Source organism: Streptacidiphilus jiangxiensis (assembly GCF_900109465.1).
In the GTDB taxonomy this organism is placed as follows: Bacteria; Actinomycetota; Actinomycetes; order Streptomycetales; family Streptomycetaceae; genus Streptacidiphilus; species Streptacidiphilus jiangxiensis.
Map to the genome: position 1 here is coordinate 51,258 of NZ_FOAZ01000007.1, position 19,121 is coordinate 70,378.

Here is a 19,121-nt window from a genome sequence, read left to right on the forward strand (position 1 = left end):
GGACGGACGGCAACTCGCACCCGCAACAGGTTCGAGGCGGCTCCTCCAGCGTCCATGAAGCGGGTACCGCGAGGAGCGTCTGTAGCGAGTGTGCTTGGCAGCCTACGGGCATGACTGAAGCTGAGACTTCGACTCCGCGAGACGCGTTCGAGATGCTGATAGCGGGTAACCACCGCTTCGTCGTCCGCACCGCCGGCCACGTCATGGGCCCCGAGGTCCTCGGCAGCATTGAGTACGGTGTGAGTGTGCTGGGCTGCCCACTGGTCGTGGTCCTGGGCCACGACTCCTGCGGCGCAGTCGCCGCCGCCCGCGCCGCCGTTACCGACAGCGCGACCGCCGAGGGTTACGTGCGTGACGTGATCGAGCGCGTCACTCCCAGCATTCTGGCGTCCCGTGCCGCTGGACACACCAAGGACGCCGACTTCATAGCGGACCACGTCCGCAGCTCGGTCGACCTGTTGCTCGACCGCTCTCGCGCGCTGAGCGAAGCGGTCGCGGTCGGCCGTACCGCGGTGGTCGGCCTCACCTACCGGCTGACTGACGGGGCCGTTCAGCCGGTCACCGTTCGCGGCCTTGATACCGAGACAGACGCCGCAGCCTGAGGGGAGTCCGGCGTTCCCGCGGCCAGGGGACGACTTTGCACTGCGCGTTGGCGCCGAGAACACCCTTGCGCAGTAGCGCCGGCGTCCGGACCGTTAGGGTGGTCGGGCTGTCCTCGAGTACGAGTCGCAGTCCGACAGGTACAGGTAGGGCAGGCCGCTCAGGTTGGAGCTGGAGGCGGCCAACGGGCCGGTCCCTGGCGACCACAGGAGCGAACCACGCCCGCCCGGGACACGGCGATCCGGCCACCCCTGAAAGCGCACCGAACACCCAGCCTCGGGACGGGCACCAGGGCGCACCGCTCCGTCGTCGTGGTCCGGCGTGATCAGTGATGGGCTGTGCGGGGGATCTGGGCGGTGTCGAATTCGCCGTCGGCGATCCGGCGTGCCAGCACAGAGAGCTGGTGGTGGTGGGCGCGGGCGTAGGCGCGGAACGCGGCGAACGCCTCGTCGGTGGTGACGTGCCAGCGTTCGGCGAGGATGCCCTTGACCTGTTCCAGGACGATGCGGCTGGTGAGCGCGTACTGGAGCTGGCTGCGTTCGGTCTCGCTGTGAGCCAGGGTGCGCTGCTGCAGGATCGCGATGGTGGCCACGTCCGCCAGCGCCTGAGCCAAAGCGGTGTCGGCCTCGCTCAAATCGCGGTCGATGGTCTGGAACAGGCCCAGGGCGCCGATCACCTTCCCGCGCAGCCGCATCGGGATCGCGTTGGTGGACACGAAGCCGGACTGACGGGCTTCGGGGGTGAACTGCGGCCACGCCTCGGCGACGCCGGGGTCTGTGAGGTTGATGTTGGTGCGCGGCTGGCCGCTGCGGTAGCACTCCACGCAGGGGCCCTGGTTGTTCTGCAGGGCGAAGAGTTCCAGCAGCCGGGTGTCCTCGTCGGAAGCGGCCAGCACCTGCAGCACGTCGTGCTCGTCGGCCAGCAGCACCCCGCACGCGGCCACGTCCAGTAGTTCCACGCAGCGTTCGGACAGCCGCTGGAGGAAGTCGATCAGGTCGAAGTCATCGATCAGGGAGTCGGCGACCTCCACGAAGACCTGGGTGAGTTGCTGCTCGCGGGCCATGGCGATCAGTCCTTGTCTGAGACGGGCAACGGGTTTCCGTCGCCGTTGCCGTTGAGGTCCAGGCGCAGCCGCCGTGCGACCACGTCTCGGGAGATGTCGAGGAGTGGCCGGCCGCTGCTGTACGCGTGGGCGCGCAGCCGGAGCAGGGCCTGGGGCAGGGGCAGGTCGAGCTGGACACTGACCATTCCGGTGGCTTGGTGCACGACGGCGTGCAGGAGAGGGGCCTTGTCCTGGTCCAGGACTGTCGCGCCGAGCGCTCGCCCGGTCAGGGCGTGGGCCAGGACCTGCGCGTCACCGATCTGTGCGTCGGTCAACGGCCCAACGGTCCGGCGTACGACCGTCAGCACGCCGACACGGATTGCCCCGATCGCCATCGGGAAGCAGAACACCGCGCAGACCGCCAGGGCCCCAGACTCCGTGGTCAGTGCCGGCCAGCGCCCCGCCCGGACCTGCGCCAGGTCCGGCACCAGCACCATCGCACCCGCGCGCACGGCATCGGGTCCGGGGCCTTCGCCGAGGGTGAACTGCAGGTCCTCGAACTGTCCGGCAGCCTCGTCGGTGCACCACACCAGCTCCGCCTGTTCGCCGCCGGTTGCCAGGGAGACCGTCAGCCCGTCCACGCCCAGGGTTTCAGCGGCCCGCACGGCGACTTCCGCCGCGGCGTCGAACCCGTCGTCGAGCTGGAGCAGACGCAGAACCTCGGCCATGCTGTCACTGATCACGAGACGCCTCGTTCCAGACGCCCCGAGACGTGGCGGGCGGGTGTGTTGGACTGCAACGCGCAGCGATTCACTGAGAGCGGGCGGTGGCAAGTGACGGGTCAGACCGACTCGTCTCACTTGGGTCGGACTCGGTGGCGGGCACAGAGGAGAGCCGGAAAAGGCTCTCTTCGTCAAGGGTCCACACGGCGGCGGCGTCGGGATGGCCATCAGGTCGCTCTTCCCAGATCCGTACCTCGACGCGGTGGGGCATCGGTTCCTGGGTGAACTGCCGACTCTGCAGTTCTGCGAGGAGGTGCTGGCGGGCCAGTTCCTTCGCGCTGACGGGCAGGTTCTCGGGCGCGCCCGGGGCGATGACGCGGGCGTCATAGCCCGCTTCCTCTGTGATGCGAAGTTCGCAGTAGTACATCGGGGCCTCCTTCCGCGTGCCGTGCGGCTACCCGCATCCCGGCACCGTAACCGTGAAGGACTGGCTGCCCGGGGGCGTGCCTGGCTTGGTTCGTATCGGCTTTACGTCGGGCCTGCGCGCTGTGGCGCGAGCAGGATGGCTTCGGTTCCGGTCAGGGCCAGCAGGCGCGCCACCGCCGGGGCCGGGTGGCGCAGGTGGACAGCTGCGCCGACCTGTCGGGCGAGGTGGTGAACGTGGAGGAATGCGTTCAGGCCGCTGCAGTCGCAGAAGTCGACGTGGGTGAGATCGACATGGATGGCGCCCACACCGTCGAGCAGGCACCGCGTCAGTGCTTGCCGCACCAGTGGCGCGGACTCCAGGTCGATGTCGCCCTTCAGGGTGATTTGCGCACTGCTTTCGCCATCGTGCCGCTCTACTGTGCAGGTCGCCGACACCGCTCGGGGCAGGTTCGGCTTGTGGCAGTGGTCGACGACCATGCGTCGAGCCACGATGTTGTCCGCGGACATCCAGATCTCCTCGGGTGTCTCCTCTGTGAGACCGCCGGGGTCCGGGGCAGCCCTGCGTGGCCGGCGAAGCGGCCTGCGGCCGGGCGTCGAGGCAACCGCGTCCAGAGCGTTCGGCCGTTGGCGCCGACCCGGCAAACAGGTGTTCTGTTGCGTACTGTACGACGCGCTGCGGCCGGCTGCTACACCCTGGAGATCGCGGATGCAGCAGCGCCGAGCTGGGCCTCCAACCGGGCCGTGCCGCACCCTGCTATGTCGCGGAAGTAGTGGCGGTGGGGAGTCCGGCGAGCAAGATGTCCAGGCCGCGTTCGAGCTCGGAGGCACCGTCGTAGGACGCGAGGACGGAGGCGAGGCCGCGCAGGTTCGGGAACTCGTGGATGGGTAGGCGGTGCAGTCCGAGACGCAGCAGGTCGTCGGTCTCCTCGGGGTTCTCGACGATCTCCTGGAGCTCGTTCAGGATGTGTCCGTGGAGGAATCCGAACAGGGCGCGGTAGATGTGCAGGGCGTCGGCGCCACTGAACCCGGCCTGGGTGAGCAGGGCGAGGATGTCCTCAAGCGGGCGCAGGGTGCCGCGGGGGCGTAGCGCGAGCGGCGTGGCCAGCGGGCGGGTGACCAGCAGCGGTACGACGTGCGGGTGGCTGAGTGCGATCCGGCGGAACTGGCGGGCTACTGCGCGCAGTTGGGCAACCCAGTCGGTGTCGTTCGGGTCCACGGTGAGTTCGGCCAGGACCGTCTCGGCGACGCCGTCGAGCAAGTCGGCCTTGTTCGCCGCGTGGCGGTAGAGGCTCATCGGGTCGCGACCGAGCGCGCGGGCCAGGCCACGCATGGACAGTTTGTCGATGCCCTCACGGTCGACCATCTCCAGGGCGCAGGCCAGCATGCGCTCCCGGGTGAGCTTGCCGCCTGGATGCGGTTCGCCGTCCCGGGGGGCGGAGTCCGCTGAGGTCGCGTCCATGCCATCACCACCTCTCGCGAGGGCCAGGCCATCGGCTCGAGCTGAAGGCCCGACCACATTCCCGTAGACCTACGGTGTAGACACCAGTCTAGTCGAGGCGTTAACTGTAGGTCTACGGCGTATATCCCTTTTGGGAGGAACGCGTCATGATCATTGTCCTCGGACTTGTCATTCTCGTCGCTGCGGCCGTCCTGGCCCTGGCGGGATTCTTCGGCAACACCGGTAGCGCGCACGCCGTCAACGGGGCGTTCTCGGTGTTCGGCCACCACCTGACCGGATCCACCGGCACGCTCTTCCTGTTCGGCGTCATCGTCGGCGCTGCTGGCATGTTGGGCCTCGGCTTGCTCCTGACCGGAGCCCGCCGCTCCTCCCGGCGCGGCCTGGAGGCCCGTCGCGCACTGCGGCACGCCCGGCGCGAGACGGCCGTCGCGGACAAGGACCGCGCGGTGCTCGTCGACCAGCGCGATGCTGCCCGAACCGAGGCCGCGACCGCCGACCGGGAGCGCGACGCGGCCGCAGAGCAGCGCGACGGGCTCCTTCGCACGATTCGACGTGTCGGCACCGGATCGCCGGGTACACGCACCGGCGAGCCGGAATCGGGGCGGGAACCAGGCCTCGACGAGCCCGAGTCCCGCTGGCGCCGGATGGGGCACCGTGCGGGCCGCGGTTGAGCCGCAGCGCACACGCCCTACCTCGCATGGGCTTTGATGCCCGCCGGCCCACCTCATCGCACACCAGTCGAAAGGCACAGCCATGAGCATTTCCAAGAAGGCCGCCCACAAGGCCGAAGCGGTCAAGGGCGGCGCCAAGAAGGCCGTCGGCCGCGCCACCGGCGACCGGGCGCTGGAGGCCGAGGGCCGCGGCGACCAGATCAAGGGTGACGCCAAGCAGGCCGGCGCCAAGGTCAAGGACGCCTTCAAGCACTGAACACCCTGGCGGCCCTGACACTCGCCGCCGGGCCCGGACTCGGGCCCACGACTCCAAGGAACAGCACATGAGCGACATCTGGGGCTACGGCCCCGCCTCGAAGTACAGCTCCGGCACGGACCTGACCGGCTACAAGGTCGAGGCCACCGACGGCCACGTAGGCAAGGTCGACGACGCCACCGACGAGGTCGGCTCCGCGTTCATCGTCGTCAACTGCAAGCCTTGGCTGATCGGCAAGCACGTGATGCTGCCCGCCGGCACCATCACCGTCGTGGAGACCGACCAGGAGACCATCCACGTCAACCGCACCAAGGACGAGATCAAGAACGCTCCCGAGTACGACCCTGAGCTCCACCGGAACGACGCCAAGTACCGCACCACCCTGGGCACCTACTACGGATCCCACGGCCGCTGACCCACCTGCGGCGCAGCCGCCGCCCCGACGCGACGCCGGGGCACTGACCTCGCGACGAGGCCCCAGAGCAGCGCCTATGACGTCGGCCCGGGGCCGCCCGAACAATCCGGCGGGCCCCAAGGCCGGTCAGCAACGTCTGAGTCCGAAGCCGGCCTTGCGGGGCCCCCGATCCGATGAAGGAGGTGTTACTCATGGTTCTCTTGATCGTTGTCCTGCTCTTGGCGCTGGTCCTGGGCGGTGCGGGCTTCGCCCTGCATGCGCTGTGGTGGATCGCGCTGGTGGTCCTGGCCCTGTGGCTGCTCGGCTTCGTCTTCCGCGGCGAGCGCGCAGGTGCCGGCGGTCGTAGCCGCTGGTACCGCTGGTAGCAGCCACGTGCCCGCCCCGCGGGCCGCCCCAACCGGCGGCCGCGAGGCGGACCGCTGCGCCGAAACCCGGAAATCAGGAAGCCCGCGCACGAAATCCGTCATCAGAGGGGACGCCGCCCGAACCAGCCGGTGAGCGGCACGTCCCGGAGGACACCATGGCCCGCACCATCCTGACCGTGACCAGCCCGCGAAATCCCGTCGGACTGCCCGCCCCCGCGCAGATTCCGCGCCTGCCAACCCCCAACTGCCTCACCGTCGACGAGTCACGCGACCTGTCCCGAGTGCTCTTCCAACGGCTGTGGACGCTCCCCGAGGGCAGCGCCGACTACTCCTACGTGCGAAACACCCTGGTCGAGCTCAACCTCGCCCTGGTGCGCGCCTGCGTCTCCCACTTCCGCCATCGCAGCGAGCCGACCGACGATCTCATGCAGGTCGGCATCGTCGGCCTGATCAAGGCCATCAACCGCTTCGACCCGGGCCGCGGGGTGGAGTTCGCGACGTTCGCACTGCCCACCATCGACGGCGAACTCAAACGGTTCTTCAGGGACACCAGTTGGGCGGTGCAGGTGCCGCGGCGCCTGCAGGAGCTGCGACTGAAACTGGCTCGTAGTCACGACACTCTCCAGCAGCAGCTCGGGCACGAGCCCAGCGACCCGGAACTGGCCGCCCATCTGGGGGCCACCGTGGACGACATCGCCGAAGCGAGGATCGCGACCAACGCCTACACCGCCGGAACGCTGGAACCCCCCATCGACGCCGAGGGGAACGACAGCCCTCTCAGTCGCCAACTCGGTTACACCGACTACGGTCTGGAGCGGGTCGAGGCCTGTGAGGCCCTTCGACCTGCCATCGCGGCCCTCTGCGAGCGCGACCGGGCCGTTCTCTCACTGCGCTTCACCGGGGAGCTCACCCAGGCTCAGATAGGCGCTGAGCTGGGTATTTCCCAGATGCAGGTCTCCCGCATCCTGACTCGGGTCCTCGATCGACTGCGCGCCGTACTCCTCGCCGAACGATGACACGGGCCGCCTTCTCGCCCTGCCGGGAAGCACTACGGCCGGCATGGCGACAGGCATTTCGCCGAGACCGACCTGCCGAGCACACCCCGGCGTGACGTGACGCCCCAACGCTCACAGAGGGCCCGGAGGACTTGGATCCCGTACCCGCCTGTGCTTTTCAGCGGCCCGGTGAATCGTGGCGCGGGGAGCTGGGGGACGGGTGTCGAAGACTTTGATGTGCAGCAGACTCGGCGGGGCCCAGACCAGTTCCAGCAGCCAGGCCCCGCCGCCGTGCCGACAGGGCCTTCGTCAGCAGCTCGGATACCGACAACAGGGCGTTCGCCATCAGATCGAGGTCATCTGGTTGCTTCGGCTCAGGATCCAAATCCCAAGCGGTGATCACAGCATGGGTGAACGTGCGGCTGGCGGCCGCACTCGATTCGTCACCGCCCAGGTCCAGTCGCCGCACGCGCTCAGGCTCCGGGATCCGATGGCCCGTGGTTCTGCCGCCGCGTGGATGCATGGCTGTGCACGTCGCCGAGTTGTGGTGTGTCGCTCACAACCGGTCCGGCATGGACCGTGTCGCCGCGCTCGTCCGGTCCATCTGCGTGGATGCGACGGTCGGCATCAGCTTGATGGTGGGAGAAGGGTGCCGAGCGGGCCGAGGTCGAGGTTGAGGTCCTGCAGGGTCAGGCCGTAGCGGTTGCAGAGCTCGGTCATGCGGTCATGCAGGGCCAACAGCGTGTCTCCCAGGGCTTCCTCCTGCGCCTGTGTGAGGTCCCCGCACTCCACGCGGTGGAGAGCCTGGCGCTCCATGAGTTGGCGGAGAAGCTCGACGATGGTCAGCACGAGTTTCATCAGATCGCGCTCGACGGTGTCCGGGCCGGTGGCAAGCCTGCGCGGCCGAGAATCGGGGCCGCACAGCGAGCGGTGAGAGGCATCGTCAGATGAGGGCGGTAGCAGTCTGAAGGCGCGGCTGGCTGCTTCCGCGACTTCGTCGAAGCGGCCTGGAGGCGGGGGGGTGCTGGTCATGGGAGTGTGCGTGGTTGCCGTGAGCCTGAAGTCCACGGTGCGGGGTGCTGCTCGCTGATGGACATGATCAGCGCTCGCAGCGAGATGCGGACGAGGTCGATGTCGGCGATCGACAGCACGATGTCGCCGGTGAGGACGACGCCGCTGCCCAGGAGGCGGTCGAGCAGATCGATCAGTGCGACCTGCCGCTGTGGCAGAGGGGCGCCAGGGTTGGCCCCGTCGAACACCGTCACGTTGCGTACTCCTCGCCTTGGTGGGGGGTGGCGAAGGAGTAGGGCGCCCAGGGGCCGGTGATCTCGACCCTGACACCGGGGAGGCCGTCGGTCGATCGGACCACGGCGGTGTAGAAAGCATCCGCGCGTTCCGTCTCCACGAGGTAGGCGTCGTTGGTGACGTTGGTGCCGGGCCCCGGAGCAAGTTCGCCCTGCTGGACGCGGTGGCGGACGCGGTCGATCGCGTGGAGACGGGCGGCCGCGTCGATCCGCTCGGCGGCCGTGTGAGCTGCGCGATAGCCGGCCTGCCGCAGGTCCTGTTCGGCGCGACGGTGGTGCAGGTAGGCGCGCCCGGGGCCGAGGTCCTGCGGCGGGGCAGTGGGTGGCGCGGCCGGGGTGTCGACGTAGAGCTTGACGCCCCATTCAAGCCGGCCGGCCAGTTGGGACAGACGCTCGCGGAAGGCATCGTGCCGTGCGTCGAGAACGGCGCGGACCCGGTCGTCGTCAAGGTAGACCGTCGCCAGCCGCAGCGGCAGGACAGTGGTGTGCGCGGCGATCCCCTCGATCACGTGGTGGTGGGCCCGGGCGATCTCCTCCAGCCAGGTGAGCTCCTCCAGATGGTGTCGCAGCGCAGCCTCGTCGAAGTCAGCGGCAGGAACGGGGCTCACCACGGCCACGACATCACCGGCGTTGGTGGGCTCGACGAGATGGGCCCGCGCGCCAGCCACCCCGGACAGGGTCGTGGCGACGCGGTGCAGTGTGTCGGTGGGCCGTGCGACGGCGTAGGTGTAGGCCAGGTACGGGCTGGTCATGGCTCGCCTCGGGTGGTCGGGCGGGTCCGGGGCTGCGCTCGCTTGGCTGCGGCTCGGCGGGGCGTGGGGTCTGCGTCGACGTCCGCGGCAGGTGGGAGTGCGGTCTGGGCTTGCAGCATCTCGATCTGTTCGCGCAGTCGTCGGTTCTCCTCCTCCAGCGGTTGGCGGTGCTCCGCGTGGGAGGACAGCGAGGGGTCGTGTTCCCACCAGTCGATGCCCATCTCCTTGGCCTTGTCCACGGACGCGATCAGCAGCCGAAGTTTGATGGTGAGCAGCTCGATGTCGAGGAGGTTGATCTGGATGTCCCCGGCGATGACGATGCCCTTGTCCAGAACGCGTTCCAGGATGTCGGCGAGGCTGGCCGACGACTGCCCGCCCGGCGGAGCAGATCTGGAGGGGAAGGAGTCGAACCGGTTAGCGAGTGGATCGGTCACGGTTGTCGCCCCCTCCAGGCTCTGATCTCGTCCAGACGGTCCAGGAGCTCGTCCTCGCAGCGGTCGAACGTCTCCTCATCGATCTCGCCGGCCAGGAGTGCCCGCTCCAGGTCCGCGAGCTCGCTCTCGATGGGTCCCGGGTCGTAGTACTCGTTCTCGGCTGTCTCCACGACGCGTTCCAGCACCCAGATGGTGCCCCGGACGGGGGCCAGCGGGAGAGTGAGTATCTGAGAGAAGAGGCCCACGGCGGTTCCTTCCGCATCACACGAAGCTGTAGGCGGGCAGGGGACCGTACAGCCGGACGTCGACGTGGTCGCCGAGTTCGCTCGCGAGGCCCTTCTCGGCCGCCAGGAACTGTTGCTCGTGCTTCTGGTCCACCAGGAAGGAGACGTTGAGGAAGTCCTCCCCGGTCGGCGCGGAGCTCAGCTGCTGGCGCGCGTGGGGTCGCAGCGCCTCGGCGATTCCTGCGGCCAGAGCGCCCTGGCGCGCCTGCACCTCCTGGGCCACCAATTCGCCGAGGGCGAGCGGAAGGTCGGGGTTGGTGTTGCCGCCGGTGATTTCGTCGTTGAGCCGTCGAGCCTCGGGCGTCTCCCACAGAATCTGCCGCAGCAGGGCGTCCTGGTCGGTCGCGGCCTTGAGGTGGTACTCGGCACAGTCCTCAAGCGCGGTGAGCTTGAGGGTGTACTCCTCACGGCGTTTGTCGAGTGCGGCTTGGACCGCCTCGTCGTCCGGGGCGGTGAGGCCGAAGCGCAGTGGTAGTACGGTGCCATCGGCCATGAGCCGTTGCTGCACGTTCTGGTGCGCGGTGAGGTCGCGGCGTTTGGGCCGCAGGTCGGCTGGAGCGTCGCTGACGACCGCGCACAGCGGCCCGGCACGCACGCTCCGAAGGACCGACGGCGGCTCGCCGACCCCGGTCAGACCTTCCAAGTGCCGGGGGTGGGCTGCTGCGGTGATGGAGTACACGTAGACGGCCACGTCATTCCTCCCTGCGCCTGGTGGGCCTGCGGGCCGGCCGCTTGGGCGCGGGCTCCTTCTCCTCGTCGTCGCGGTCGCGTCCGCCGTGGAGGGTGTCGGACACGGCCTCCATCGCGCCGGACAGGGCGCCCTTGCTCTTCCCGCGGGCTCCTCCCTCGGTGACCTCCCCGACGATGTCGGTGAGCTGTGTCGGGGCCTTGCGCCCGGCCTCGAGGTCGAGACGGTTGCAGGCTTCGGCGAACCGCAGGTAGGTGTCGACGCTGGCGACGACGATCCGGATGTCGATCTTGAGGATCTCGATGCCGACCAGGGAGACCCGGATGAAGACGTCGATCACCAGGCCGCGGTCAAGAATCAGTTCGAGAATGTCGTAGAGACTGCCGGTGCTTCCGCCGCGGGACACACTGGCCTGGCTTTGCGGCACCACGGTCACGGGTGCCTCCTTTCGCCGCCCAGCCCTGAGCCGGGCGGATGGTGCTGTCGACCACAGCCGGATGCGCTTACATGGGGCGGTCGACCTGTCCTCTGGTGTAGCGGCGTATCCGCTGGTAGGCGAGGAGTTCGCCCTCCTCGTCGAGGGTGACGCGGTAACTCGCCATCACACTGGTCGTGTCCGGGATGCGTTCTAGTTCCACCACCTCCACCTCGGCCTGCCAACCCTCATCGGTGGGCTTCAACGCCGACACCGAGTCCGGCGTGCGGCCGAGAAGCTCGGCGAGCTGCTCGGCCGCGGAGCGCATGGCGCAAGCTGCCGAGACCCGCCGAGGGCGCGCCACAGGACGGTGGCGAGGAGCCGGGCGTCGCTCGGGCACGTCGTCACGGGCAGATGTACGGCGCCTCGCGCCGTCCTCCTTCTCAGCGGCCATGTCACTTCTCCGCAGTAGGAGACTCGATTGCCCTTGCTCTCCCACCCCTGTCTGCGCCTCTTCCCCTGCCCCGGACTTTCACGCACCTGATCCTGTCCGGCTTGGTGCGGTTGTCCCTGAGGAAGGGGTGAGGAAATATCGCCGGGTTCGGCCGCGGCTTCTTGGGTAGGAGCGCGGCACCCCAGCACGCGTCCACCCGGACGGCTGCCCGACTGGGAACAGCCGCTTCTTGGGCCTACCGGCCGCAATCAGGTTCGCTCCGGGCAGGCGCCGTTGAGCGCGACAAGAACACGAGGACATCCGTGTCACCCGAATTGACGGGCCGTGGCACAGGTGCCTTTCCTCGGCCACCGCTCCGTGGCCGAAGCACCGGTGAGCCGGGCTCGTTTGCCCACCGGTGACCGAGGGCACTGTCTGGCCCCGCCGCGCGTGCCCGCTTGTGCTGTACCGATCGAGAAGGGCACGACGAAAGAGAGAAATATCCATGAACGACACGACGAAAATCGCCCTGGCGGCTGCCGTCGCCGGCGGCTACGTACTCGGCCGCGTGAAGAAAGGGCGGCTTGCCTTCGCCGCCGCCACGTACATCGCCGGACGAAGGTTCGGGCTCGACCCGCGGCAGCTTGCCACAGAAGGACTGCGCAAGCTCGGCGAGGTTCCCCAGGTGGCCGAGCTCAACGAGCAGGTCAAGGGAGAGCTGCTGGACGCAGGCAAGAAGGCGCTGGTCGCCGCCGCCAACCGGCGCGTCGCGGACCTCGCGGACTCGCTGAGGGAGCGCACGCTGAACGTCGGCAAGCCCAAGGACGAGGACGAAGACGAAGAGGAGGAGTGGGAAGACGAGGAACCCTCCGAGGAGGACGAGGAGCCGGAGGACGAGGAGGCAGCGGAGGCGGACGGCGAGGACGAGCAAGAGCCGCAGGAACCCCGCAGGTCGCGGCGCCGCACCACCACCAGTGACGGCCGGAGCAGGCGGCGTGCCTCGCGGCCAGCCGAGGACCAAGGGGAAGAGGAAGAAGAGGACGTCGAGCCGGCGCAGGCACGCAAGGCACCGGCGCCGCGACGCCGCAGCACCACGAGCAGCGACCGCACCCCCAAGCGCAGCCGGACGCCGGCCCCCCGAGCGCAGGCCAAGCCCTCAACCGACCGTCCGCCCGCGAAGAAGGCTCCGGCCAAGAAGTCGGCCGCAACGGCCAAGAAGGCTCCGGCGAAGAGCGCCGCGCCCGCCAAGCGCTCCACGGCGCGGGCGGCCAAGGCGCCGGCGAAGCAGACCGCCGCCAAGAAGACCGCGGCCAAGAAGACCGCAGCAGCCAAACCCTCCACCCGCAGGAGGTAGGCCATGGCCGCCACAGACCGCAAGTCGCCCGATACCACGGGCTTCGACCAGCTGCGCGAGGAAGCCGTTCACTATCTCGGAGCCCAGCTGGAACACCTGGTCGACAAGGCCGGTGACAAGGTCTCCGACCTCACAGGCCAGCTCGGCGACGTCGTCGAGAACGGGGGCGTGCTGCCCAAGGTCGGCGCCCGCGTTCTGCAGGGCGACTCGCCGGCCAGGGCCTTCCTGGGGGAGAAGGCCAAGAGCATCAAGGACAACGTCGTCGACAAGGTCAAGGGAGCCTTCGGCGGGGGCAAGCCCGGACGGAAGTCCGGGAAGAAGCCGATGAACATCATCGAGACCATCGATGTCGGCGTTCCGTTGCGCACTGCCTACGACCACTGGACCACCTACGAGGACTTCAGCGGATTCACCAAGGGTGTCCAGAGCGTTTCCCAAGGCGACGAGGTCACCACCGACTGGAAGGTCAAAGTCGGGCCCTCCAAGCGCAGCTTCAAAGCCACCGTCCAGGAGCAGATACCGGACGACCGCATCGTCTGGACGTCCGAGGGTGCCAAGGGCAGCACTCGGGGAGCCATAAGCTTCCACGAGCTCACGCCCACATTGACCCGCATCGTGCTCGTCGTCGAGTACTACCCTGCGGGCTTCTTCGAGAAGACCGGGAACATATGGCGGGCCCAGGGCCGGCGTATGCGCCTGGACCTCAAGCACTTCCAACGCCACGTCTCCCTCAGCAACGACGAGGTCGAAGGCTGGCGCGGTGAGATCCGCGACGGAGAGGTCGTGCGGACCCACGACGAGGTCATGGAGGAGGAATCCGCCGAAGAGGAGCAGGAAGACGACTTCGACGCCGAGTTCGAGGATGAGGGCGACGAGCCCGAGGACGGGGAATTCGACGACGAGGAGTTCGACGACGAGGAGGAGGGTGAGGGCGAGCAGCCCGAGGACGACTACGACGAGGAGCGCGAGGGCGACGAGTCTGACGAGCAGGAGCCCGAGGACGAGGAATTCGAGGACGAGGACGAGTGGGAAGCCGAGGAGGACGAGACCGACCCCACCGAATCACGCGCGACCAGCCATCGCAGGCGCTAACGACGAAAGCACCCAGGCAAGCGTCGCTCGCGCGCAGCGTGGACGGTCTCAACCGAACTCCCCGCGATGCCCTGGGCAGGCTTTCTGCGAATCTGCACCGCGCACCAGCTCCGACTCGCCGCCGCCGATACGGACTGCCGCTGAGCGATATGGCCGGTGGTCCGTGAGGCGTGGCGGCGTGGGTGCGAGGTGAGGTCATGCAGTGGGCGATGGCGTTCGCGGCGCTGCTCCAAGTCACCTTGATCCCACCATGGGCCTTTCCGGTTGGCCAGGGGCGCGATGTTCGGCGTGACCGCGTCGACCCAACCATGGCCCGCTGCACGTTCGATGCTGGGCACTCGCCGCCGCCGCTCCCCGCCCGGACCGCGGCCGCCCCGCCGACTGGGAGACGCTGGGGGACCAGATCGTCGCCGAGACCGCGTCCGACTGCCGCCACTCGCCGAAGAGTTCGACGTCGCCCAAGGCCAGTTTCGCGGCAACCTGCCGCAGGCCTCCGTCCTCGCGCTGCTGCTCGAGGCGGCCGCCCCCGCCGGTGTGTGACGGCACGGTGAGGGTGCCAGCCGCGCGGCTGGCACCCTCACATCCTCGAGCGTCGGGTTCAGGATGGCGTGATCCGGCCCCGCCACGCTCCGCTCTCCAGGCCGCGGTCCTCGATGAAGGACTTGAAGCGCCGGAGGTCGCCCTTGACCCTGCGGTCGACCATCCCCATCACGTCCGCCGCCTTCTGCGCCACGCCTTCCGGCTCGAAGTCGATGGCCAAACGGACGGCGGTACGCCCGGCGTCCAGAGGCTCGAACGTGACGACCCCCATCTGCTGGACATCCCCGCCGATGGTGCGCCAGGCGATCTTCTGATCGGGCATCTGGTCCACGATCTCGGTGTCGAACTCGCGGGTCGCCCCGCCGACGCGGGTCTTCCAGTGGTTGTGCCGGGCGTCGATCTGGGTGACCTCCTCCACACCCTCCATGAACCGGGGGAAGTCCTCGAACTGCGTCCACTGGTTGTAGGCGGTGTGCAGCGGCACCTCCACCTCAACCGATTCCTGCACCATGCTCATGCCGCGCCTCGCTTCGCTCGACTTTGCGCTGACGCTGGCGCGTGTGCCCCCGATGGCCTGGCCCTAACATTCCGAAGCGGTGACCCCCGCATGCCACGCCCTGCCGTGCCCCGGGGGAGCGGTGCGTTTGCTGCGGTGGATCCGGGAAAGCCGCCCCTCATGGAATCTGTGGATATCGTGCCTCGCACCGTAGTCGTCACGGGGGCCAGTGGAGGGATCGGGCGGGCCTGTGCGAGCGCGTTCGGCTTGCGGGGCGACCGGCTGGCGTTGGTGGCTCGAGGCCGCGCCGGTCTGGACGCTGCCGTGCGGGAGGCGGAGACGGCCGGTGCATCCAAGGTGATCGCCATCGAGGCGGACGTCACCGACCCCGACGCGGTGGAAGCCGCCGCGGCGCGCGCCGAGGCTGAGCTGGGCCCGATCGACGTGTGGGTCAACGACGCGTTCGCGTCCGTCTTCGCGCCATTCACCGAGATCACCGCGGACGAGTTCCGGCGGGTCACCGAGGTCACCTATCTGGGCTACGTGTACGCCACCCAAGCAGCGCTGAAGCGGATGCTGCCGCGCGACCGCGGCGTAGTGGTGCAGGTCGGCTCCGCGATCGCCTATCGTGGCATCCCTCTGCAGAGCGCCTACAGCGGTGCCAAGCACGCCATTCAGGGCTTCAACGAGGCGCTGCGCTGCGAGCTCCTCGCCAGCGGCACCAATGTGCGGACCACCATGGTGCAGATGCCGGCCGTGAACACCCCGCAATTCGACTGGGTCCGCTCCCGCCTGCCCGAAGGCGCCCAGCCGGTGCCGCCGATCTACCAGCCCGAGGTCGCCGCCCGTGCCGTGCTGTACGCCGCCGACCATCCGGGGCGGCGCGAGTACTGGGTCGGTGCCAGCACGGTGGCGACGCTGGTGGCCAATGCCATCGCCCCGGGCCTGCTCGACCGCTATCTCGCTCGCACCGGCTTCGCCTCCCAGCAGGACGGACATCCGCAGCCGGGACGGGAGGCGGGCAACCTGTTCGAACCGGTGGACGGAGGGTGGGACTTCGGGTCCCACGGCCGCTTCGACGACCGGGCTCACGGCTTCAGCGCCCAGCAGGAGGCTGCGCACGCCCTAGGCACCCTCGCGACGCGGGCGCGCCAGGGGGCTGAACGGGTGATGGCCCGTGTGGCGGGCTCCTCCGGCGGGTCCACATTGCTGAGTGGGGGTACACGACGAGTCCCGCAGTGAACCGATACGGACAGGGAGTGAGCATGCCTCGCGGATCATCCCCCAAGCGGGAACGGCAGTACGAGCACATCAAGGACAGCCAGCTGGACCGCGGCGCAAGTGAGAAGCGCGCCGAGGAGATCGCGGCCCGCACCGTCAACAAGGAACGCGCCCGGCACGGGGAGTCGAAGACCGCAAGCCGCACCTCGATCAAGGACATCTCCTCCTCGCGGCGCGGCGGACTGCGCTCCCACAGTGGCGCCCAGGGGCGAACCAAGGAGCAGCTGTACAACGAGGCCCGGCAGCGCAACATCCACGGCCGCTCGAAGATGACCAAGAAGCAGCTCGAAGAGGCCCTGAGCCGATAGGAGCCAGCGATGGGCACCGTCCCTGTACCGCCCGACCCGGACATCACCCCCGTGCCGCCGCCTGATCCCCCGTCACCGCCCGACCCGCCGAATCCGGTGAAGCCGCCGGTGACACCGGATCCGCCGGAGCCGCCTGGCAGGCCGGTTCCGCCACCGGAGCCTCCGGGCCGCCCGGGTGAGCCCGCTCCCGGACCCGAGCCCGGCCCGGCCCCTGAGCCGCCCGAGCCCGGCGAGCCGCGCCCGCAGGAGCCACCCGACTGAACCCTCGACGACGGCGCGGCCTGTCGACCAGGGCACGGTAACGCAAGGGTCGAGTGTGGTGGGGTTGGGAGGATCGGGTTGCGTGCGGTCGTTGAGTTCGTGGTGTGGTGGGCGGTGCTGGCCGGGCTGACGGTGGTGTTCATCAGTTCCGTCTCGCCAGTCGAGCTGCTGGTGGCTGGTGTGGCTGCCGTGGGAGGGGCCTTCGCGGCGGTACGGATGCGCCGAGTCGCCGGCGTCCGCCTCACGGGTGTCCGCCGTGCGGCCCGGGCGGTGCTCGCGCTGCCGCGGGCGGTCCTGCGCGGTCTGGTCGTGCTCGTTGCCGCGCTGGCGCATCCGACGGATGCGACGGTGCGCCGCATCAGGTTGCGGCCGGGTGCGGACGCGGGCTGGGCCGGTGCGCTGGTCGGTGCCTCGCCGGACACCTGCGTGATCGACGTGCCGAGCCCGGACGAGGTGGTCGTGCACGCTCTGCGCCCAGGAGAGGGCCCGGTCGAAAGGCTGATCGCCAGAGGCGGGGGAGGAGCACCGTGAATTCCTGGGCGGTGGCCGCCCTGGTCCTACTGGTCGTAGCAGGTCCCGCGTGCCTGTGGGTGGTAGCGCGTGGAGCAACGGTGCGCCGTCTTGCCGGGGCGTCGCTGCTGTCGACGGTGATCGGCGCGGTGTTCCTGCTGCTGCCGCAGGCCTACGACCGGCCCTCTTACCAGGACCTCGCGTTGATGCTGGGCGTCCTCGCTCCGGCGGGCACGCTGGTCTTCACCCGCTTCGTGGCCGGTGCCCGCCGCGACGTCTCCCCGGTCCGCGAAGGTGAGCGACAGTGACGGTGCGTCACGATGTTGTCCTGGTGCTCTTGTGGGCGGGCGTGGCGTCCGTGTTGCTCTCCGCGGTGGCAGTGGTGCGGCTGCGCGGGACGCTGATGCGGCTGCACGCCCTGGCCCCGGCGTCGGTGGCCGGTGTCCCGTTGATTGCCGCGGCGATCGCCATCGACCAAGGGGCGGGCCGGTCCGCGGCCAAGACGCTGTTCATCGGGCTGCTCTTCGCCGTCGGAGGCACGGTCACCACGATCGCCATTGCGCGTGCCTCCCGCCAGGCCGAAGGTGTCGACAAGGAGGAGGGGACGTAGTGGATCAGTGGCTGATCGGAGTGGCCGTCGTCTTCGTTGTCCTGGCCGCCACCCTCGCGGTCCTCACACGCGATCCGGCCCGGCAGGCGGTGGTCCTGTCCGCGCTCGGGCTTGGCCTTGCGGTGCTCTTCGCCGTGCTGCAGGCCCCCGACGTGGCGTTGTCCCAACTGGCCGTCGGCACCGCGCTCACCCCGCTCCTGATCCTCCTCAGCGTCCGCAAGGTCACCCGCCGTGCCAGCGGAGCGACCAGCGGACGGGACGAGGGCTCGGACCGGGGGGAGGCGTGACGGCGCGCGCCCGGCTGCTCATGTTCCTGGTCGCTGCCGCGGTGATCGCGGTCTTCTTTGCTGTCGCGTACGTCCGGCTTCCGGCCTTCGGGTCGGCCAGCCACCCCTATGGAGACCGCGCGGTGGCCGCGGCGCTGGACCACCGGACCGCGAACGTCATCTCTTCGGTCAATTTCGACACCCGTGCGTTCGACACTCTGGGTGAGGAGTCGATCCTGTTCGGCACCGTGCTCGGCGCGACGCTTCTGCTGCGCCGGGCCCGCGACGAACGACACGTCCGCGCGCAGGCGGAGGACGTCATGGCGACCACCCGCCTTTTCGGGGCGCTGCTCCTGCCGGTCACCCTGATCGTGGGCGTCTACATCGTCGCGCACGGCCAGCTCAGCCCCGGTGGCGGCTTCCAGGGCGGCGTCGTTCTGGCGACCGCCCTGCACCTGGCCTATGTCGCGGCCGACTATCGAGTCCTCAAGCGCCTGCGGCCGCTGGCCGTTCTGGACGTCGCGGACTCGCTCGCCGCGGCTTCCTACAGCATCGTCGGCGTGGCCGGGCTGATCGCGGGCGGTGCGTTCCTGAAGAACGTGCTGCCGCTGGGCACCTTCAACCAGATCACCTCGGGTGGCACCGTCCCAGTCCTCAACGCCGCGGTCGGTGTCGAGGTCGCCTCCGGCCTGATCGCGCTGCTGGCCCACTTCCTCGACCAGGCCGTCGAACTCGGTGACCCCGACGCACCGCAGTCACCCACTGCCGATACCAAGGGAGGCACCTGAATGGGCATCTGGCCCTACCTTGCCGCCGGATGGGTCCTGCTCATCGCGCTCTACGGGCTGGTCACCAGCCGCAACCTCATCCACGCCATCGGTTGCCTCGCTGTCGCCCAGTCCTCCACCTACCTCCTCCTGCTGGCGGTCGGCTACCGCAGCAACGGCACCGCGCCCGTCTTTTCGGACCTCACCCCCGGCACCCGACCCGTGGTCGACCCTGTCGTCCAGGCCCTGGCTCTGACCGATGTCGTCGTCGGTGCCACCGTCACCGCGTTGCTGCTGGCCCTGACCATCCAACTGCGCAAGCGCCACCACACCGTCGACCCACAGGCCCTGACCGGCCTGAAGGGTTGACGGACC

Annotated in this window: 30 protein-coding genes; 16 read left to right on the plus strand and 14 right to left on the minus strand. The window is 69.2% G+C overall.

All coding sequences use genetic code 11. The annotated features are described in order from the left end of the window. Positions 1–110: 110 nt before the first annotated feature. Positions 111–602 (plus strand): carbonic anhydrase, encoded by a 492-nt coding sequence (locus BMY61_RS15115; RefSeq protein ID WP_042444894.1) that lies wholly within the window; start codon positions 111–113, stop codon positions 600–602. A 323-nt stretch (positions 603–925) separates the two neighbouring features. Here the strand turns inward: BMY61_RS15115 and BMY61_RS15120 are convergent, their stop codons facing one another. The 5 genes from BMY61_RS15120 to BMY61_RS15140 all read right to left on the minus strand — a co-directional run bounded on the left by BMY61_RS15120 (position 926) and on the right by BMY61_RS15140 (position 4,249). Further along, positions 926–1,663 carry a GAF domain-containing protein gene (locus BMY61_RS15120; RefSeq protein WP_042444893.1) on the minus strand — a complete coding sequence of 246 codons (738 nt, stop codon included), beginning with the start codon at positions 1,661–1,663 and terminating at the stop codon, positions 926–928. 5 nt (positions 1,664–1,668) lie between these two features. Continuing rightward, positions 1,669–2,385, minus strand: coding sequence for an ANTAR domain-containing protein (locus BMY61_RS15125; RefSeq protein ID WP_052438515.1), 717 nt, complete (start codon positions 2,383–2,385; stop codon positions 1,669–1,671). A 67-nt stretch (positions 2,386–2,452) separates the two neighbouring features. Next, a complete protein-coding gene (locus tag BMY61_RS15130) occupies positions 2,453–2,791 on the minus strand; it encodes a hypothetical protein (RefSeq protein ID WP_042444892.1) in 339 nt (112 codons plus the stop codon). 101 nt (positions 2,792–2,892) lie between these two features. After that, positions 2,893–3,297: an STAS domain-containing protein gene (locus tag BMY61_RS15135; protein ID WP_236655930.1), complete on the minus strand. Its 405-nt coding sequence runs from the start codon at positions 3,295–3,297 to the stop codon at positions 2,893–2,895. Between the two features lie 247 nt (positions 3,298–3,544). Next, entirely contained in the window at positions 3,545–4,249 is a 705-nt protein-coding gene (locus BMY61_RS15140) for a TetR/AcrR family transcriptional regulator C-terminal domain-containing protein (RefSeq protein WP_042444891.1), read from the minus strand. 146 nt (positions 4,250–4,395) lie between these two features. Here BMY61_RS15140 and BMY61_RS46185 point away from each other — a divergent pair, with 146 nt between their 5' ends. The 5 genes from BMY61_RS46185 to BMY61_RS15165 all read left to right on the plus strand — a co-directional run bounded on the left by BMY61_RS46185 (position 4,396) and on the right by BMY61_RS15165 (position 6,972). After that, a complete protein-coding gene (locus tag BMY61_RS46185; protein ID WP_063773212.1) occupies positions 4,396–4,920 on the plus strand; it encodes a hypothetical protein in 525 nt (174 codons plus the stop codon). Between the two features lie 82 nt (positions 4,921–5,002). Next, positions 5,003–5,176, plus strand: a complete 174-nt coding sequence (locus tag BMY61_RS15150; RefSeq protein ID WP_075003915.1) for a CsbD family protein — start codon at positions 5,003–5,005, stop codon at positions 5,174–5,176. Between the two features lie 67 nt (positions 5,177–5,243). Continuing rightward, positions 5,244–5,591 (plus strand): hypothetical protein, encoded by a 348-nt coding sequence (locus BMY61_RS15155; protein WP_042444890.1) that lies wholly within the window; start codon positions 5,244–5,246, stop codon positions 5,589–5,591. A 191-nt stretch (positions 5,592–5,782) separates the two neighbouring features. Continuing rightward, positions 5,783–5,956, plus strand: a complete 174-nt coding sequence (locus BMY61_RS15160) for a hypothetical protein (RefSeq protein WP_042444889.1) — start codon at positions 5,783–5,785, stop codon at positions 5,954–5,956. A 155-nt stretch (positions 5,957–6,111) separates the two neighbouring features. Further along, on the plus strand, positions 6,112–6,972 hold the full coding sequence (locus tag BMY61_RS15165) for a SigB/SigF/SigG family RNA polymerase sigma factor (protein WP_052438514.1): 861 nt from the start codon (positions 6,112–6,114) through the stop codon (positions 6,970–6,972). 606 nt (positions 6,973–7,578) lie between these two features. Here BMY61_RS15165 and BMY61_RS15170 read toward each other — a convergent pair. The 8 genes from BMY61_RS15170 to BMY61_RS15205 all read right to left on the minus strand — a co-directional run bounded on the left by BMY61_RS15170 (position 7,579) and on the right by BMY61_RS15205 (position 11,282). Further along, positions 7,579–7,983, minus strand: coding sequence for a gas vesicle protein K (locus BMY61_RS15170; protein ID WP_042444888.1), 405 nt, complete (start codon positions 7,981–7,983; stop codon positions 7,579–7,581). Next, positions 7,980–8,216 carry a gas vesicle protein gene (locus tag BMY61_RS15175; protein WP_143094351.1) on the minus strand — a complete coding sequence of 79 codons (237 nt, stop codon included), beginning with the start codon at positions 8,214–8,216 and terminating at the stop codon, positions 7,980–7,982. Before BMY61_RS15175 ends, BMY61_RS15170 begins: the two co-directional genes overlap by 4 nt. Continuing rightward, entirely contained in the window at positions 8,213–9,007 is a 795-nt protein-coding gene (locus BMY61_RS15180; protein WP_042444887.1) for a GvpL/GvpF family gas vesicle protein, read from the minus strand. Before BMY61_RS15180 ends, BMY61_RS15175 begins: the two co-directional genes overlap by 4 nt. Then, positions 9,004–9,441 carry a gas vesicle protein gene (locus BMY61_RS15185; protein WP_042444886.1) on the minus strand — a complete coding sequence of 146 codons (438 nt, stop codon included), beginning with the start codon at positions 9,439–9,441 and terminating at the stop codon, positions 9,004–9,006. Before BMY61_RS15185 ends, BMY61_RS15180 begins: the two co-directional genes overlap by 4 nt. Continuing rightward, positions 9,438–9,686 carry a gas vesicle protein GvpG gene (locus BMY61_RS15190; RefSeq protein ID WP_042444885.1) on the minus strand — a complete coding sequence of 83 codons (249 nt, stop codon included), beginning with the start codon at positions 9,684–9,686 and terminating at the stop codon, positions 9,438–9,440. The genes BMY61_RS15185 and BMY61_RS15190 overlap by 4 nt, the downstream gene beginning before the upstream one ends. Before the next feature lie 16 nt (positions 9,687–9,702). Continuing rightward, entirely contained in the window at positions 9,703–10,416 is a 714-nt protein-coding gene (locus BMY61_RS15195; protein ID WP_042444884.1) for a GvpL/GvpF family gas vesicle protein, read from the minus strand. A 1-nt stretch (position 10,417) separates the two neighbouring features. Then, positions 10,418–10,849, minus strand: coding sequence for a gas vesicle structural protein GvpA (locus BMY61_RS15200; RefSeq protein WP_042444883.1), 432 nt, complete (start codon positions 10,847–10,849; stop codon positions 10,418–10,420). 67 nt (positions 10,850–10,916) lie between these two features. Then, positions 10,917–11,282, minus strand: a complete 366-nt coding sequence (locus BMY61_RS15205) for a gas vesicle protein GvpO (RefSeq protein ID WP_042444882.1) — start codon at positions 11,280–11,282, stop codon at positions 10,917–10,919. Positions 11,283–11,766: 484 nt separating this feature from the next. On the opposite strand from BMY61_RS15205, the gene BMY61_RS46190 reads away from it, so the two are divergent. Together BMY61_RS46190 and BMY61_RS15215 are read left to right on the plus strand one after the other, a co-directional pair. Beyond that, on the plus strand, positions 11,767–12,615 hold the full coding sequence (locus BMY61_RS46190; protein WP_042444881.1) for a hypothetical protein: 849 nt from the start codon (positions 11,767–11,769) through the stop codon (positions 12,613–12,615). 3 nt (positions 12,616–12,618) lie between these two features. Continuing rightward, a complete protein-coding gene (locus BMY61_RS15215; RefSeq protein WP_042444880.1) occupies positions 12,619–13,707 on the plus strand; it encodes an SRPBCC family protein in 1,089 nt (362 codons plus the stop codon). A gap of 598 nt (positions 13,708–14,305) precedes the next feature. On the opposite strand, the gene BMY61_RS15220 is transcribed toward BMY61_RS15215, so the two are convergent. Continuing rightward, a complete protein-coding gene (locus BMY61_RS15220; protein ID WP_042444879.1) occupies positions 14,306–14,764 on the minus strand; it encodes an SRPBCC family protein in 459 nt (152 codons plus the stop codon). Between the two features lie 159 nt (positions 14,765–14,923). Between BMY61_RS15220 and BMY61_RS15225 the strand changes: the two genes are divergently transcribed. From BMY61_RS15225 to BMY61_RS15260, 8 genes are all read left to right on the plus strand, one after another. Beyond that, positions 14,924–15,985: an SDR family oxidoreductase gene (locus BMY61_RS15225; RefSeq protein WP_042444878.1), complete on the plus strand. Its 1,062-nt coding sequence runs from the start codon at positions 14,924–14,926 to the stop codon at positions 15,983–15,985. A 23-nt stretch (positions 15,986–16,008) separates the two neighbouring features. Beyond that, positions 16,009–16,332, plus strand: a complete 324-nt coding sequence (locus BMY61_RS15230) for a hypothetical protein (protein ID WP_042444877.1) — start codon at positions 16,009–16,011, stop codon at positions 16,330–16,332. A gap of 339 nt (positions 16,333–16,671) precedes the next feature. Further along, positions 16,672–17,124 carry a hypothetical protein gene (locus BMY61_RS46195; protein ID WP_042444876.1) on the plus strand — a complete coding sequence of 151 codons (453 nt, stop codon included), beginning with the start codon at positions 16,672–16,674 and terminating at the stop codon, positions 17,122–17,124. A gap of 80 nt (positions 17,125–17,204) precedes the next feature. After that, on the plus strand, positions 17,205–17,411 hold the full coding sequence (locus tag BMY61_RS46200) for a monovalent cation/H+ antiporter complex subunit F (RefSeq protein WP_052438513.1): 207 nt from the start codon (positions 17,205–17,207) through the stop codon (positions 17,409–17,411). Further along, entirely contained in the window at positions 17,408–17,713 is a 306-nt protein-coding gene (locus tag BMY61_RS15245) for a cation:proton antiporter (protein ID WP_052438512.1), read from the plus strand. The genes BMY61_RS46200 and BMY61_RS15245 overlap by 4 nt, the downstream gene beginning before the upstream one ends. Further along, positions 17,713–18,000, plus strand: a complete 288-nt coding sequence (locus BMY61_RS15250) for a Na(+)/H(+) antiporter subunit B (protein WP_042444875.1) — start codon at positions 17,713–17,715, stop codon at positions 17,998–18,000. Before BMY61_RS15245 ends, BMY61_RS15250 begins: the two co-directional genes overlap by 1 nt. Continuing rightward, positions 17,997–18,767: an MnhB domain-containing protein gene (locus tag BMY61_RS15255; RefSeq protein ID WP_236655929.1), complete on the plus strand. Its 771-nt coding sequence runs from the start codon at positions 17,997–17,999 to the stop codon at positions 18,765–18,767. Before BMY61_RS15250 ends, BMY61_RS15255 begins: the two co-directional genes overlap by 4 nt. After that, positions 18,768–19,115 carry a sodium:proton antiporter gene (locus BMY61_RS15260; protein ID WP_042444874.1) on the plus strand — a complete coding sequence of 116 codons (348 nt, stop codon included), beginning with the start codon at positions 18,768–18,770 and terminating at the stop codon, positions 19,113–19,115. The last annotated feature ends 6 nt before the right edge of the window (positions 19,116–19,121 follow it).